General features: G+C 70.9%; 12 protein-coding genes. 2 read left to right on the top strand and 10 right to left on the bottom strand.

From position 1 onward, the window contains the following. Positions 1-24 precede the first annotated feature (24 nt). Positions 25-2490, bottom strand: a complete 2466-nt coding sequence (gene pepN / locus IW245_RS34570) for an aminopeptidase N (RefSeq protein WP_197007300.1) — start codon at positions 2488-2490, stop codon at positions 25-27. Beyond that, on the bottom strand, positions 2483-3238 hold the full coding sequence (locus IW245_RS34565; protein ID WP_197007299.1) for a TrmH family RNA methyltransferase: 756 nt from the start codon (positions 3236-3238) through the stop codon (positions 2483-2485). Before IW245_RS34565 ends, pepN begins: the two co-directional genes overlap by 8 nt. A 198-nt stretch (positions 3239-3436) precedes the next feature. Between IW245_RS34565 and trpS the strand changes: the two genes are divergently transcribed. Continuing rightward, positions 3437-4396, top strand: a complete 960-nt coding sequence (gene trpS, locus IW245_RS34560) for a tryptophan--tRNA ligase (RefSeq protein ID WP_197007298.1) — start codon at positions 3437-3439, stop codon at positions 4394-4396. A gap of 101 nt (positions 4397-4497) precedes the next feature. Here the strand turns inward: trpS and obgE are convergent, their stop codons facing one another. From obgE to IW245_RS34525, 7 genes are all read right to left on the bottom strand, one after another. Then, complete coding sequence (gene obgE / locus IW245_RS34555) at positions 4498-5949, bottom strand: GTPase ObgE (protein WP_197007297.1); 1452 nt, start codon at positions 5947-5949, stop codon at positions 4498-4500. Positions 5950-6035: 86 nt separating this feature from the next. Then, positions 6036-6305: a 50S ribosomal protein L27 gene (gene rpmA / locus IW245_RS34550; protein ID WP_197007296.1), complete on the bottom strand. Its 270-nt coding sequence runs from the start codon at positions 6303-6305 to the stop codon at positions 6036-6038. 8 nt (positions 6306-6313) lie between these two features. Next, entirely contained in the window at positions 6314-6628 is a 315-nt protein-coding gene (gene rplU, locus IW245_RS34545; RefSeq protein WP_197007295.1) for a 50S ribosomal protein L21, read from the bottom strand. Positions 6629-6907: 279 nt separating this feature from the next. Beyond that, the gene (locus IW245_RS34540) at positions 6908-7438 is read right to left on the bottom strand and encodes a hypothetical protein (protein WP_197007294.1); all 531 of its coding nucleotides are present in this window, start codon (positions 7436-7438) and stop codon (positions 6908-6910) included. A 390-nt stretch (positions 7439-7828) separates the two neighbouring features. Further along, positions 7829-11212, bottom strand: coding sequence for a ribonuclease E/G (locus tag IW245_RS34535; protein WP_197007293.1), 3384 nt, complete (start codon positions 11210-11212; stop codon positions 7829-7831). A gap of 147 nt (positions 11213-11359) precedes the next feature. Then, complete coding sequence (locus IW245_RS34530) at positions 11360-12145, bottom strand: TIGR03936 family radical SAM-associated protein (RefSeq protein WP_197007292.1); 786 nt, start codon at positions 12143-12145, stop codon at positions 11360-11362. A gap of 10 nt (positions 12146-12155) precedes the next feature. Continuing rightward, positions 12156-14090, bottom strand: coding sequence for a TIGR03960 family B12-binding radical SAM protein (locus tag IW245_RS34525; RefSeq protein WP_233473076.1), 1935 nt, complete (start codon positions 14088-14090; stop codon positions 12156-12158). 209 nt (positions 14091-14299) lie between these two features. On the opposite strand from IW245_RS34525, the gene IW245_RS34520 reads away from it, so the two are divergent. Continuing rightward, entirely contained in the window at positions 14300-15274 is a 975-nt protein-coding gene (locus tag IW245_RS34520) for a hypothetical protein (protein WP_197007290.1), read from the top strand. Positions 15275-15323: 49 nt separating this feature from the next. On the opposite strand, the gene IW245_RS34515 is transcribed toward IW245_RS34520, so the two are convergent. Further along, on the bottom strand, positions 15324-16016 hold the full coding sequence (locus IW245_RS34515) for a lysophospholipid acyltransferase family protein (RefSeq protein WP_197007289.1): 693 nt from the start codon (positions 16014-16016) through the stop codon (positions 15324-15326). Positions 16017-16045: the final 29 nt, after the last annotated feature.

Here is a 16045-nt window from a genome sequence, read left to right as displayed (position 1 = left end):
GCCGGGCCGCACGCACCCGGCCAGCTAGCCGCGCGCCTCCAACGCCCGCCGCAGGTCGTCCGACCGGTCCACCACAGCACGGCGGACCGGCGGCGCCAGGTCGTCCCCGGCCAGCAGGTCCGCCGTCAGCCGCAGGGTCTCCGCCGCCACCGCGTAGCGCGGGTACAACAGGTTCGCCAGCCGCTCGAGCACCTGGAACGACCGCAGCTTCCCGGCCACCGGCAGCTCGGTGAAGAACCGCTCCACATAGGGCGCGGTCAGCTCCTGCTGCTCCGGCTGCCAGAAGCCCTCCGCCAGCGACCAGACGGTGTAGTTGGACAAGCCGCCGTCGGTCATCAGCGCCTCCCAGGCGCCGGCCTTGGCCTCCGGCGTGGGCCGGGCCGACCGGCACATGTCGGCGCTGGCCTGGCCGTGCGCGCTCGGGTCCGCCGCGGCGGCCACGTCCAGCTCGGCACCGGTCAGCGAGCCGAGCACGGCGAGCCGGAGCCGGATCTGCCAGGCGCGCTCGACGTCCACGGTCAGCCCGGCCGGCACGCCGTCGCCGTCCAGCCAGCCGCGCAGCTGGGGCACGTCGACGCTCACGTCGATCAGGCCCCGGAACACCGCGAGCGCCCGGCCGCTGGCGGGCTCGGCGTCGGCGAGCATCGAGCGGTACGCGCCGGCCAGTTGGGCCAGCACGCCGGGCCGCTCGTCCGGAGTGCAGAACACGTCCACGACGTGCGTGCGGGCGACCCGGATCAGCACCGTGAGGGTCGTGACCTCGGACTCGGCGGCTACGGCACCGGCGACCACATCCGCGTACCCGACAGCGGACAGCCCGCCGTCGCGCACCGCCTGGAACAGCGCCCCCCACACCATCGCCCGGTTGAGGCTGGACAGCTTCGGCAGCACCTCGGGCAGCGCGGCCAGCGAGCGGTCGTCGAACCGCACCTTGGCGTACGTCAGGTCACCGTCGTTGAGCAGCACCACCTTCGGGGCGGGCCGGCCGACGAGCTGCGGCAGCTCGGTCAGCGCGCCGTCGACCTCGACCCGGACGACGTCGAACGTGTCCTCGTCATAGAGGCCGACGCCCAGGGTGTGCGGGCGCAGCACCGGGTGGGTGTCGGCGGCCGTCTGCCGGATCGCCGCCGCCGTGATCACCCCGTCGGTGACCGTGATCTCCGGGTGCAGGGTGTTCACATTGGCCTCAGTCAGCCACACCTTCGCCCAGTCGGACAGGTCCCGGCCGCTGGACTCCGACAACGCGGCCAGGAAGTCCTTCAGCTCGGCGTTGCCGTACGCGTGCCGGGCGAAGTGTTCCCGCAGCCCCGCGAGCAGGGCGTCGTCGCCGATCCGGGCCACGAGCTGGCGGAGCACCGACGCGCCCTTGGCGTAGGAGATCGCGTCGAAGTTGAGCAGGCCGGACGCCGCGTCAGGCACCTTGCCTGAGATGGGGTGGGTGGAGGGGCGCTGGTCGGCCGCGTACCCGAAAGTCTTGTCCCGGACCGCGAACGCCGTCCACGACTCCGTGAACCGGGTCGCGTCGGCGGTCACCCGGTGCCCGAGGTAGTCGGCGAACGACTCGTTGAGCCACAGGTCGTCCCACCAACGCATCGTCACCAGGTCGCCGAACCACATGTGCGCCATCTCGTGCGCCACGGTCATGGCCCGCATCCCGCGCTCGCTGTCGGTCACGGCGCCACGGAAGATCACCTGGTCGCGGAACGTCACGCAGCCCGGGTTCTCCATCGCGCCCGCGTTGAACTCGGGGCAGAACACCTGGTCGTACTTCCCGAACGGGTAGCGCACCTCGAACAGCCGGTGGAACTCGTCGAAGCACTCCCCGGTGACCGTGAACAGCTCCTCCGCGTCGGCGTCGAGGAACTCCGCGAGGGACTGGCGGCAGTACAACCCCAGGGGGATGCCGTCGTGCTCGGAGCGCACCGCGTGGTACGGCCCGGCGATCAACGTGACGAAGTACGTCGACAGCGGCTTCGTCTCCTCCAGCCGCCACAGCCCGTCGACCAGCGTCGCGGCCTCGTTGCCCAGCACCGTCCAGCCCTCGGGCGCCTTCACCGTGAACGTGTACGGCGACTTCAGGTCCGGCTGGTCGAAGCACGCGAACCAGCGGGGCGCGGCGTCCATGAAACTGTGCGCGTACAGATACACCCGCCCGTCGGCCGGGTCGACGAACCGGTGCAGGCCCTCGCCCTCGTGCGAGTAGAGCATGTCGGCGACGACGACCAGCTCGTTCTCGGCGGCCAGGCCGGTCAACGGCAGCCGCTCGTCCTCGAAGGCCGCCACGTCCAGGGCGACGCCGTTGAGGGTCGCGGAGTGCAGCGTCGCTGGCTTGATGTCCACGAACGTGCTCGGGCCGGTCGAGGAGAACCGGATCGTGGTCACAGAGTGGAACTCCGTGTCACCGGTCGTCAGATCGAGCGCGACATCGGTGGCACGAACGGTGAGGAGGGCGGCGCGCTCGGCGGCCTCGGTACGCGTCAGACTAGGCACCGGTCGACCCTATCTCCCTGCGCGCGATCTCGAACGCCACGACGGAGGCGGCCGCCGCGACGTTCAGCGACTCCACCCCGCCCCACATCGGGATCGCCACGTCCTCGTCGGTCGGCACCGTCAGCCCGTCGGTCTCCCCGCCCAGGACGAAGGCCGCGCACTCGGCGAACCGGGCGTCGAACAGCGAGGCCGGCGCGTCCGCCGACAGGCCGTACAGCGTGTACCCGGCGGCGCGCAGCAGATCCGCCGCCTGCAGCGCCGTGTCGGCGTTCAGGATCGGCGCGGCGAACGCCACCCCGGCCGACGCCTTGATGACCAGCGGCCCGACATGCGGGGTACCGGCCCGGGGCAGGACCACCCCGTCCAACCCGGCCCCGGTGGCCGAGCGCAGGATCATGCCCACGTTGCTCGGATTGGTCACCCCGTCGAGAACGAACAGCTTCGTCGGCCGGGAGCCCCGCCACTCCAGGAACTCCTCCAGCCGGCCCATCCGGGGCGCGACGATGTCGGCGATCACGCCCTGGTCGTGCTTGCCGTTGCCGGCGAGGAACTTCACCCGCGACGGGGTGGAGAACTCCACCGGCACCCGGTAGCGCTTGGCCAGGTCACGGATCTCGTCGAGGGACCGGCCCGAGGCGTTCTCGGCGATCACGATCTTCTCGATCTCCAGCGCCGGGTCCCGTAGCGCCTCCAGGACGGGCATCCGCCCGTACACGGTGATGAATCTGTCCCTCGGAGATGCGGCCATTCGGAGGATTCTACTTCCGGCCCACCGGGCGGTCCTGCTACGGTCGACGGATGCGGATGTCGACGACCCTGAGCTGGTGGCTGCCCTGACCGGGCGGTCCTCGACCTACGCGCACAGATTCTGACGCGGCCGCCCCGATCCGGGGCGGCCGTTGTCGTTGCACCTGGGTTCGGGGCTTTTCTAAACCAGGAGAAACCCATGCCCCGCCTGCTCACCGCCTTCAAGCCCACCGGACACCTGCACCTCGGCAACCTGATCGGCGCGGTCCGGCCGATCGCCGCCCGCCGGCAGGACAGCGACACCACGGTGTTCATCGCGGACCTGCACGCCATGACGGTCCAGCACGACCCCACCACGCTGCGCGCCCTGACCATGGAGTGCGCCGGCCTGCTGCTGGCCAGCGGCGTCGACCCGTCGTGTTTCTACGCCCAGTCCCACCTGCCCGAACACACCGAACTGCACTACCTGCTGGAATGCGTCACCCACTACGGCGAGGCGCACCGCATGATCCAGTTCAAGGAGAAGGGCGGCACCGGTTCCCGGATCTCGCTGCTCACCTATCCGGTGCTGATGGCGGCCGACATCCTGCTGCACGACACCGACCAGGTGCCGGTCGGCGAGGACCAGCTCCAGCACCTGGAGCTGACCCGCACGGTCGCCCAGCGGTTCAACTCCCTGTACGGCACGACCTTCACCGTCCCCGTCGGCGTCGCCCCACTGGTCGGCGCGCGGATCATGGACCTCGGCGACCCGAACCGCAAGATGGGCAAGACCGGCGCCACCGACCACGGCAGCATCCAGCTCCTCGACCCGCCGGACGTGATCCGCCGCAAGGTCATGCGGGCCGTGACCGACACCCTCGGCGTCGTCCGGTTCGCCCCCGAGGAGCAGCCGGGCGTGGCCAACCTGCTCACGATTCTCGCGGCGTGCACCTCCGGCGACCCGCGCGAACTGGCCGGCACCTTCACCGGCTACGGCGAACTCAAGGCGGCGGTGGCCGACGCGGTGGTGGCCACCGTGGCCCCGATCCAGGAGCGCTACGCGGCGCTGGACCCGTCCGACGTGCGCCAGGCGCTGCTGGGCGGCGCGAAGCGGGCCCGCGACACCGCCTACCCGACGGTCAGCCGGGCCCGCGCCGCGATCGGCCTGCTCGACTGAAGAGCACGCCTGAACCGGCCCCACCGGGTCGGGGACCTCCATAACGAATAGTGATTTTAAGATCACTATTCGGTACGGCGGGCCCGACCCGGTGACGGCGGTCAGACCTCGTACTCCTCGACGATGTAGTCGCCGTCCGTGTCGTCCTCGGACCGGACCCGGCGCTGGTTGCGCTCTTCCTTGCGCTCCGAGGCGCGCTTGCGGTCCGTCGTCTCCATCCGGGCGTCCGTGCCCCGGTGGCCGACCGGCGACACGTCCATGCCCGCGTAGACGGTCGGCTCCCAGTCGAACTCGCGGGTGCCGATCCGCACCGGGGCTCCCGGCTTCGCGCCGGCCTTGACCAGCGCGTCCTCGACGCCGATCCGGGCCAGCCGGTCCGCGAGGAAGCCGATCGCCTCGTCGTTGTTGAAGTTCGTCTGCAGCACCCAGCGCTGGACCCGCTGGCCGATGACCACGAAGGTGCCGTCCTCCTCGACCTCGACCTTGAAGCCGGTGTCGTCCACGGCCTTCGGGCGCAGGATGATCCGGGTCGGCTCGGGCGTGACCTGGCTGGCCCAGTGCTCGGCGACGATGGAACCCAGCGCGTACGTCAGCTCCTTGGTGCCCTCGCGGGTCGCGGCGCTGACCTCGAAGACCCGCAGGCCACGGGCCTCGATCTCCGGGCGGACCAGGTCGGCCAGCTCGCGGGCCTCCGGCACGTCGATCTTGTTCAGGACGACGAGGCGCGGCTTGTCGGCCAGCCCGCCGTACTCCGCCAGCTCGTGCTCCAGCGCGTCGATGTCGGAGATCGGGTCGCGGCCCGGCTCCAGGGTCGCGCAGTCGATGACGTGCGCCAGGACGGCGGTGCGCTCGATGTGCCGGAGGAACTCCAGCCCGAGGCCCTTGCCCTGCGCCGCGCCCGGGATCAGCCCCGGCACGTCGGCCATCGTGAACGTCTTGTCGTCGATCCGGATCACGCCCAGGTTCGGCACCAGGGTCGTGAACGGGTAGTCGGCGATCTTCGGCCGGGCCGCCGACAACGCGGCGATCAGCGAGGACTTGCCGGCGCTCGGGTAACCGACCAGGCCGACGTCCGCGACGCTCTTGAGCTCCAGGACGACCTCGTGCGCCTCGCCCGGCTCGCCCAACTCCGCGAAGCCCGGGGCCTTGCGCTTGCTGTTGGCCAGGGACTCGTTGCCCCGGCCGCCGCGGCCACCCTCGGCGATCACGAACTCCGTGCCGTTGCCGACCAGGTCGACCAGGACCTCGCCGGTCGCGGAGTGCACGACTGTGCCGTCCGGTACCAGAAGGACGAGGTCTGTGCCGTTGGCCCCGTCCCTGTACGAACCCTGGCCCGGCTGCCCGTTTCCGCCCTTGGCGTGCTGCTTGAAGTGGAAGTCCAGCAGGGTGTGCACCTGCGGGTCGACCTTCAGGATCACGTTGCCGCCGTGCCCGCCGTTGCCCCCGTCGGGCCCGCCGAGCGGCTTGAACTTCTCACGCTTGATGGACGCGCAGCCATGGCCGCCGTTACCGGCCTGCACGTGCAGCACCACCCGGTCTACGAACGTGGCCACAGCGCCTCCTTATGTCTTGAAAATAACGCTAAAAATGAAAGGACGGGCCAGAAAGAACTCTGGCCCGTCCTTCGACGCTTACGGAGCTACGCAGCGGCTGCGGTCTCCAGCGGCACGATGTTCACGGTCTTGCGACCGCGCTTCGTGCCGAACAGCACGTGGCCGCTCGACAGCGCGAACAGCGTGTCGTCGCCACCGCGACCGACCAGGTCACCCGGGTGGAACTTGGTGCCCCGCTGGCGGATCAGGATCTCGCCGGCGGAGACCAGCTGGCCACCGAACCGCTTGACGCCGAGCCGCTGGGCGTTGGAGTCACGCCCGTTCCGCGAGCTTGACGCACCCTTTTTATGTGCCATGTCGGCGCCTACTTCCCGCTCTGGATGCCGGTGACCTTGACCTGGGTCAGCGGCTGACGGTGACCCTGCCGCTTGTGGTAGCCGGTCTTGTTCTTGAACTTGTGGATCCGGATCTTCGGGCCCTTGGTGTGAGCGACGAGCTCGGCGGTCACGGCAACGCCGGACAGCTTCGCGGCGTCGGTCATGACCTCGGCGCCGTCGACCAGGAGGACCGCAGGCAGAGTAAGGGTGTCGCCGGGCGCGCCAACGAGCTTCTCAACCTCGATCACGTCGCCCTCAGCGACCTTGTACTGCTTGCCGCCGGTCTTGACGATCGCGTACATGACGCAGGTCTCCTCGCTGTGGCAGCCGCTGTCTACTCAATAGGCTTGCGGCGTTTCGGACATCGTTCTTGCTAGGTCTCGCGGCTTCTCGCGGGCGATGGCTGCCTACCGCACCGGGGACACGCGAGAACGTGGCGCACCGAGATGCGCCGTAGGCAAGGGTACTTCACCGGGGTGCCGGGCCTCAAATCGGGCCCCTGTGCGCCAGCTCACCAGGCAATCGATCCCGGTGAGGCCACGAGCACCGTCTCCGGTCCCCCGCGCAGCCGAGCTATGAGTCTACGCGCCGCACACACCGACGTAGACATCGGCCGCCGCGTCGAACTTGGGGTCGGCCAGGGCGTCCTCCTTGCCGCTGGCGAACGCCTCACCCGCCGTGCGGTAGGACCCGGCCATGTCCGTCAGCGCCGTCTTCAGCTTCGCGTCCGTGGCGACCTTGGCCTGGGCCTCCACCTTCGTGGCGGCGTCGAGGAACAGCTTCTTCAGCTTGTCCCCTGCGGCCTTCCGACCCGCCTCGTCGCCCTTGACGCCCGCCTCGATCATCTGGGTGAGCGGCGTCCTCATCTCCGCCATCGCGCCCTGTACGGCCGTCTTGGTGGCCGCGCACGCCGCCTTCGTGTTGTCCGACGCGCCCGCGGTCGCGTCCCCGGTCCCCCCGGGGCTCGCACTGCCGCCCGGGGCCGCCCCCGAGACGCTGCTGCCCGGCGTGGCGCCTGGGCTGGCCGCCGAGTCGGTCTTCTTGGCCGCACCGCAACCGGCGCTGAGGGCGGCGGCGACGGCCAGGACGGCGGCGACACGGATGAGACGCATGATTCGTGCTCCATCGTTCGGGGGTGTGACGCCGACCATACCCACCCGAACGGGTCGGGTCGGAGGCGGCGGAAGGCTTCGTTACCGCACCGTAGCGCGGCACGGGCGGTGACAGCGCCGCCCCGGGCTGGGGCAGGCGGGGCAGGAGCCTGGCGGGCGGCAGCGGGCCGAAGCAGGTGGGCCGGAGCGGACCGGTAGCGCCTGGTGGGGCGCGGCTTGCGCCGCACGACGCACGGTGCGGGGCTCGGCGCACCTCGCAAGGCTCAGCGTGGTTGGCGGAGCGCGGCAAGCCCGGCGCGCCGCAGCCAGCCGGGCGGGCGGCGGGGCCCGGAAACGCCGGTGGCCCCGGCGTCTCCGCCAGGGCCACCGTTAACGCATCGTTACTTTCCGTTACTTTCCGCGCCGCCGCGACGAGCTGCGCCGGCGACGACGACCACCCTCGTGCTCGCCCTCGCCCGCCTCGTCGGCGTCGACAGCGGCGTCCGGGTCGTCGTCGCTGGCCCGGACAGTGATCGTCGAGGTGGACCCGGCGGCCGAGACCGCTCCGACCAGCACCGGCTCCGGCACCTCGGCGGACTCGGGAGCGTCGTCGGCGGCCGACTCGGCCTCCGTCGACTCGCCCTTGCCCCGGCGACGCCGGCTCTTCTTGCCCTCGCGGGGCTCGTCGGAACCGCCCGAGCTGGCCGGCGCTGCGGGGGCCGTGTTGTGGCCGCCCCGGCCCGACTGGCCGCCGCCCTGCGCGCCGTCGACGATCGGCTCGGTGTGGATGATCAGGCCCCGGCCCTTGCAGCAGTCGCACTGTTCGCTGAAGGCCTCCAGCAGGCCCTGGCCCATCCGCTTGCGGGTCATCTGGACCAGGCCGAGCGAGGTGATCTCGGTGACCTGGTGCTTGGTCCGGTCCCGGCCCAGGCACTCGGTCAGGCGGCGCAGCACCAGCTCGCGGTTCGACTCGAGCACCATGTCGATGAAGTCGATGACGATGATGCCGCCGATATCGCGCAGCCGGAGCTGACGGACGATCTCCTCGGCCGCCTCCAGGTTGTTCTTGGTGACGGTCTCCTCGAGGTTCCCGCCGTGCCCGATGAACTTCCCGGTGTTGACGTCCACGACCGTCATGGCCTCGGTGCGGTCGATGACCAGCGAGCCACCGGACGGCAGGAACACCTTCCGGTCGAGCGCCTTCATGATCTGCTCGTCGATCCGCAGCGCCTGGAACACGTCCACGGTGCCGGTGTGCCGACGGAGCCGGTCGACCAGGTCCGGGGACACGTGGGCCAGGTACGGCTCCACCTGCTCCCAGGCGTCCTCGCCCTCGATGACCAGCTCGCGGAAGTCCTCGTTGAACAGGTCCCGGACGACCCGGATGACCAGGTCGGGCTCCTCGTACAGGGCCACGGGGGCGCTGCCGGACTTCGACTTCTTCTCGATCGTCTCCCACTGCGCCTGCAGCCGGGTCACGTCGCGCTCCAGCTCCTCGGAGCTGGCACCCTCGGCGGCGGTGCGCACGATGACGCCGGCCTCCTCGGGCACCAGGTGCTTGAGGATGTCGCGGAGCCGCTTGCGCTCGGTGTCCGACAGCTTGCGGCTGATGCCACTGGCGTTGCCGTGCGGCACGTACACCAGGTGGCGGCCCGAAAGCGCGATGTGGCTGGTCAGGCGGGCGCCCTTGTGGCCGACCGGGTCCTTGGTGACCTGGACGAGCACCGAGTCGCCCGGCTTGAGGGCCTGCTCGATGGAGCGACCGCGGCCCGACAGGCCGGCACCCTCCCAGTTGACCTCGCCCGCGTACAGCACCGCGTTGCGGCCCCGGCCGATGTCGACGAACGCGGCCTCCATGCTGGGCAGCACGTTCTGCACCCGGCCGAGGTAGACGTTGCCGACCATGGTCGACTGCGAGGCGCGGGCCACGTAGTGCTCGACCAGGATGCCGTCCTCGAGAACGGCGGTCTGGGTACGGTCGCCGAGCTGGCGGACCACCATCACCCGGTCGACGGCCTCGCGGCGGGCCAGGAACTCGGCCTCCGTGAGGATCGGCGGGCGGGTCCGGCGCTGCTCGCGGCCGTCCCGGCGGCGCTGGCGCTTGGCCTCCAGGCGGGTGGAGCCGGAGACGCCCTGTACCTCGTCGACGGCACTGCGCGGCTCACGGATCTTGACTACGACGTTCGGGTCGTCGCTGGTCTCGGCGTCGCCGGAACCCCGGCGGCGGCGCGACCGGCGGCGACGGCGCAGCGAACCGTCGGCGGCGACCTCGGTGTCGGCGGCTTCCTCGTCCTCGTCGGCCTCCTCGGCCTCGGTCTCGGACTCGGCGGTCGGCTCGTCCTCGGACTCGTCGTCGTAGTCGTCGGCGCCACCCTTGCCCCGGCCCCGGCCACGCCGGCCACGGCGGCGGCGGTTGCGCCGGCTCTCCGGGGACTCGTGGTCCTCGTCGTCCTCGTCGGTCTCCTCCGCCTCCTCGGCGTCGGTGACCTCGTCGGCCTCGTCGAGCGGGGCCTCCTCGGCCGCCGCGGCACCCCGACGGGTCCGGCGGCGACGGCCCACGGGGGCCTCGTCCTCGTCCTCGTCGTCGGCGGACCGCACGGGGCGGGCCACCGGCTCCGGCACGGCGAACGGCGCGACAGCCGGGACCTCGAACGGCGAGAACGACGCCGGCGCCGCCACGGGGGCCGGCGAGACGACGGGCTCCGGCGGCATGAACAGCACGGTGGCGGCGGCCGCGGCACCCCGGCGGCGACGGCCGGTCGGCTTCTCCGGCTCGGGCTCGGGCTCGACGACGGCCTCGATGACCTCGGCGACCTCTTCGAGCACCTCGTCCTCTTCGGCGTCGAGGTCCTCGATGTCCGGTTCGACGACGGCTACGGGCTCGGGCTTGACGGCCCGGGTCCGGGTGCGACGGGTACGCGTCGGGGCCTCGGCCTGGGCGTCGGTGGCCTCGGCTGCGGCCGGCGCGGTCCGGGCGCTGGTGGAATCGGCCGGCGCGGTCCGGGTGCCCGCAGCCGAACCGGTGGCGGTGGATCCGGAAACGGTCGCCCCGGGGGTCTCGGAACCGGTGCCGGTGGGCTCCGGGTCGCGCCGGACCGGGGTCGGCGCACCGGCCGGGCGGGTCGCCCGACGGACGCGGGTCGTGGGAGCCGCCTCGGCGGCCGGCTCCTGCGCCACGGGTGCGGGAACCACCGGCTGCGGGAACGCCGCGACGACCGGGGCCGGCTCTGTGCCGCGGAAGACGGGCGCGGGCGCGCCGGCCGGGCGGGTGGCCCGGCGGCGCTCACGGACCTGGGTCGACTCGGCCCGGGCGGGTTCGGGCAGGAAGGTCTCCTCGTCGGCGGCGACCGGCTGGACCGGACTCGCGGACGCGGCAGGCTGGGCGACGGCGGCGGACGCGGCCCGATCAGCGGCGACCGGGGCCTGCTCGGAGGCAGCCGGGGCCGCTCCCGTCACGACTGGTGCGGCGACCGCGACATCCGACGCCGCCCGCCCCGACCCGGCGGAATCCGACCCGGACGCGGAAGCCACGGCCGGCTGCGTGCTTTCGGCCGTCGCGGACTCCGTGGCGGCGACAGCGGCCGGTGCGGCCTTCTTCCGGGTACGCCGGGCTGGCTTCTCCGCCACCTCAGCTGGTTGGCCGTCGGCGTCGGCCACCACCTCGGGAGCGGCGGCCTTCACCGCCCTCTTGCGGGGCGCACGGGTGCGACGGGTGGTGGTCTCTGTATCTGCGGCGGTTTCGGTGGTGGGCTCGTGGCCCGTCTCCGTACCGCCCGTCGGCTCGTTGTCGAGCATCCGGGTGTTCTCCAGTTCTGCCGTACCCCGGGCGCGAGAACGCTGCCACTCAGGGTCGGACGCTGTTCGCGGCGGCTCGAGGGGCGAGTCGCCGAAGTCTGGCCAACCGGGTCGATTGACCCGGCCCGTCACGATTGACGGCCGGCGCTACGCGGAGACGGTCTCCACGCCGCGCTCTCCGCCGATGGTCGTGCGATCCGCCTCGAGCGGATCAACAATGTCGCCCGTTTCGGTGAGCGCCCCCTGTGCCAACCGGAACGCGCGGGGCGGTTCCGATGGCTCCAGGCCGGCGAGCACGCGCAGGCCACTCAACACATCGTCGGGTCGCACGGACGGTGTCACATGCCGTACGACGAGTTCGATTATCACACACGGTGCCGGATCAACCTCGCTGACCTGCGAGATGATCATCGAAATCACCGGTTCCCTGGCGTCCAGCTTGCGCATTCCCTGCTTCATCAGCCGTTCGACCTCGATGGTCTCGGCAGCCAGGAAGGCGGCCACGGCGGAGGTCGCATCGACGTGGGTCACTCCAGGTAGTTCGATCCGCCAAAGAGAGGCGTCGATCCGGTCGGCCAGGGTGGTGCCGGGGGCCGCGACGACCCCGTCCAGGACGTCGATGCCCGGGGACAGCACGGAGTCCAACGCCCGGACGAGCTCCGCCGGGTCGACCTCGCGCTGCAACCCGAGCTCCAGGTACTCCGCCTCGCTGGCCACCCCGGTCGGGGCCGCGGAGGCGTAGGAGATCTTCGGGTGCGGGCTGAAGCCCTGGGAGAACGCCATGGGCACCTCGGCCCGGCGGAGCGCCCGCTCGAAGGCGCGGGCGAAGTCGCGGTGCGAGATGAAGCGCAGCGGCCCGCGCTTGGCGTACCGGAGCCGGACCCGCTGGACGACAGGGGCCTGCGGGTTGTCCGGTTGACGACGCTTGCTCATTTATGCACCCTTATCCGACTACTTGCTTGACGACCAACGGCAACATCTTCTTGCCGGTGGGGCCGATCTGGATCTGGGTGTCCATCGTCGGGCAGACGCCGCAGTCGAAGCACGGCGTCCACCGGCAGTCCTCGACCTCGACCTCGTTGACGGCGTCCTGCCAGTCCTGCCAGAGCCATTCCTTGTCGAGCCCGGAGTCGAGGTGGTCCCACGGCAGCACCTCGGTCTCGCCGCGCTCCCGCGTCGTGTACCAGTCAAGGTCCAGCCCGAACTCCGGCAGCACCTCGGCCGCGCATTCCATCCACAGCTGGTAGGAGAAGTGCTCCGACCAGCCGTCGAACCGGCCACCCCGCTCCCACACCTTGCGGATCACCGCGCCGACCCGGCGGTCGCCGCGCGACAGCAGGCCCTCGACCATCGACGGCTCCCCGTCGTGGTAGCGGACACCCACGGCGCGACCGATCGACTTGTCGGTGACGATGGCGGCCTTGAGCGCCTTGAGCCGGCGGTTCACGGTCTCGACATCGGCCTGCGGGGCCCACTGGAAGGGGGTGTGCGGCTTCGGCACGAACGCGCCGATCGAAATGGTGCACTTCAGGTCACGCGAGCCGGTGGCCTCCCGGCCGGCCATGATCACGTCCTTGGCGAGCCGGGCGATCTGCATGACGTCCTCGTCGGTCTCCGTGGGGAGCCCGGCCATGAAGTACAGCTTCACGTTGCGCCAGCCGCCCTTGTACGCGGTGACGACGGTGCGAATCAGGTCCTCTTCGGTGACCATCTTGTTGATCAGCTTGCGGATCCGCTCCGAGCCGCCCTCGGGCGCGAACGTCAGGCCGGAGCGCTTGCCGCCCCGGGTCAGCTCGTTGGCCAGCTCGACGTTGAAGGCGTCCACCCGGGTCGACGGCAGCGACAGCCCGACGTTCTGGCCCTCGTACCGGTCAGCGAGGCCCCGGGCGATCTCGGCGATCTCGGAGTGGTCCGCCGAAGACAGGGACAGCATCCCGACCTCGGAGAAGCCGGACTCCTTGAGGCCGTTGTCGACCATCTCGCCGATCGTGGTGATGCTGCGCTCGCGCACCGGGCGGGTGATCATGCCGGCCTGGCAGAACCGGCAGCCACGGGTACACCCGCGGAAGATCTCGACCGCGTAGCGCTCGTGCACCGTCTCCGCGAGCGGAACCAACGGCTTTTTCGGGTACGGCCACGCGTCCAGGTCCATCGTCGTGCGCTTGTGCACCCGGAACGGCACGTCCGCCCGGTTCGGCACGACGCGCTGGATCCGGCCGTCGGGCAGGTAGTCGACGTCGTAGAACTTGGGCACGTAGACGCTCTCGGTGCGCGCGAGACGCAGCAGCAGCTCGTCGCGGCCCCCCGGGCAGCCCTCCAGCTTCCAGGCCCGCACGATCTCCGTGATCTCCAGCACGGCCTCCTCGCCGTCGCCGAGCACGGCGGCGTCGATGAAGTCGGCGATCGGCTCCGGGTTGAACGCGGCGTGCCCGCCGGCGACCAGCACCGGGTGGGTCTCGTCGCGGTCGCGGGCCTCGATCGGGATGCCGGCCAGGTCCAGCGCGGTCAGCAGGTTCGTGTAGCCCAGTTCGGTGGAGAAGGACACCCCGAACAGGTCGAACGCGCCCAGCGGGCGGTGCGCGTCGACGGTGAACTGCGGCACCTTGTGCTCGCGCATCAGCTTCTCGAGGTCCGGCCACACCGAGTACGTGCGCTCGGCGAGGACGTCGGGCAGCTCGTTGAGCACCTCGTAGAGGATCTGGACGCCCTGGTTGGGCTGGCCCACCTCGTACGCGTCCGGGTACATCAGGGCCCAGCGGACCACGGTGTCTTCCCAGTTCTTCACGACGGCGTTGAGCTCGCCACCCACGTACTGGATCGGCTTCTGCACCTTCGGCAGCAGCGCCTCGAGCCGGGGGAAGACTGACTCGACGCTCACGTGGTCACGCTGCGTGGCGCCTTGCTCATTCATCGCACCCTCTACTCGCTCGCTCTGCCCGATCGTGCTCATAACGATCCAGTGTATGGGGCGTCGCGGATCACGACTTGCGCCGGTTCGGCAGAATGAGCCGACGGGTCGATGCGGGGTCGGGGAGCATACGGCACAATCGGGCCCGCACGACACGATCGGACCCGGAAGGACCCAGCGTGACCACACCCCAGTACGGCCCTGGCGGGTGGCAACCGCCACAGGATGGCGCGCCCCAGCCGGGCTACGACCCCAACTACGGACAGCCACCGGTGCAGTACGACCAGCCGTATTCCGCACCCGGGTACGACCCGAACTACGGCCAGCAGCAGCCCGGGTACGACCAGTACGCGCAGCCGGGCTACGACCAGCCCCAGACCGGCTACGAGCAGCAGCCCCAGCCCGGGTACGACCCGAACTACGGCTACGCCCCCCAGATGTCGGCCCCGCCGATGTCCGGCCCCCCGGTGACGGGCGGCCCGGCGTACTCGGCGTACGGCCCTCCCATGACCCCGCCCGCGGCCAAGTCGAGCAAGACCGGCTGGATCATCGGCGGCATCGTGATCGGCGCCGTGGTCCTCCTGATGTGCGGCATCGGGGCCTACGTGGTGGTCAACAAGTCCGACGCCGGCGGCACGGGCGGCCTGACGGGCAGCGGCGGCAAGTACAAGGCCGTGGCGAACCTGTGCGACAAGGTCTCCACCACCGACGCCCAGAGCGTGCTGGGCACCCCGGACGGCGCGCCGACGTTCCGGACGTCGGACTACTCGTCGATCGGCTACACGACGCTGTCGTGCCAGTTGATGTTCAAGAGCGGGACGAACAGCTCCAGCCTGGGCATCGAGGTGAAGGTCACCAAGGACACGTCCAAGGCGAAGTCCAGCTACGACTCGTCGAAGAAGTACGACGACGGGCAGACCGAGAGCGGCCGGGTGCAGAGCGCGGTCACCGACCTCGGCGAGCAGGCGTACCAGGTCGTCACGAAGAAGGACTACTCGTCGTTCAAGAGCGTCACCTACGAGGTGAACGTGCAGGACAGCAACCTCGTGATCGAGATGCGGATGCACGGGACGTTCAACACGTACGACGAGGCGCAGCTCACCCAGAAGCTCAAGGACCTGACGAAGGCCACGATGGCCTCGCTGAAGGCCTAGAACGCGCGGAAAGGGCCCACCCCGGTCGGGGTGGGCCCTTCTTGCATGGTCAGGCGGCGGGGGGCTGGGCGGCCGAGGCGCGCGGCGCGTACCGGTCGACGTACTCCTGGCCGGTCAGCCGGCGGATCTCGTCCATCACCTCGTCCGTGACGGCCCGGACCACGTGCTTGTCACGCTCCATGCCCTCGTAGCGGCCGAAGTACAGCGGCTTGCCGATCCTGATCAGCACCTCGGCGCGCGGGTCCGGCATGGCCCTGCCGATCGGCTGGGCCAGGTCGGTGCCGATCAGGCCGATCGGGATCACGGGGACCTTGGCCTCCAGGGCGAGCCGGGCGACCCCGGTGCGGCCCTTGTACAGCCGGCCGTCGGGCGAACGGGTGCCCTCCGGGAAGATGCCGTGCAGCCCGCCGTTCTGCAGGATGGGCAGGGTGCGCTTGAGGGCGTCGACCCCGGCCCGACCGCCGGAGCGGTCCACGGCGATCTGGCCCAGCCCGCGCACCATCGCGCCGCGCGCCCAGCCCTTGAGGCCGGGTTGCAGGAAGTACTCGGCCTTCGCCATGAATGCGATCGGCCGGGACACCACGAGCGGCAGATACAGGTGGTCGGACACCGAGAGGTGGTTGCACGCGAGGATCGCCGGCCCGGAGTGCGGGATGTTCTCCAGCCCCTCGGCCTTCGGGCGCAGCACACCCCGGAGCGGGGCACCTACGACCCACTTGGCAACCCTGTACAGCGCCGTCACACAAACCTCCCAGGTCACCCACGTGCCCG

Origin of the sequence: Longispora fulva (assembly GCF_015751905.1) — a bacterium.
In the GTDB taxonomy this organism is placed as follows: domain Bacteria; phylum Actinomycetota; class Actinomycetes; order Mycobacteriales; family Micromonosporaceae; genus Longispora; species Longispora fulva.
Note: the sequence above shows the minus strand (reverse complement) of the source record. Positions and strands in the feature narration are given on the sequence as shown.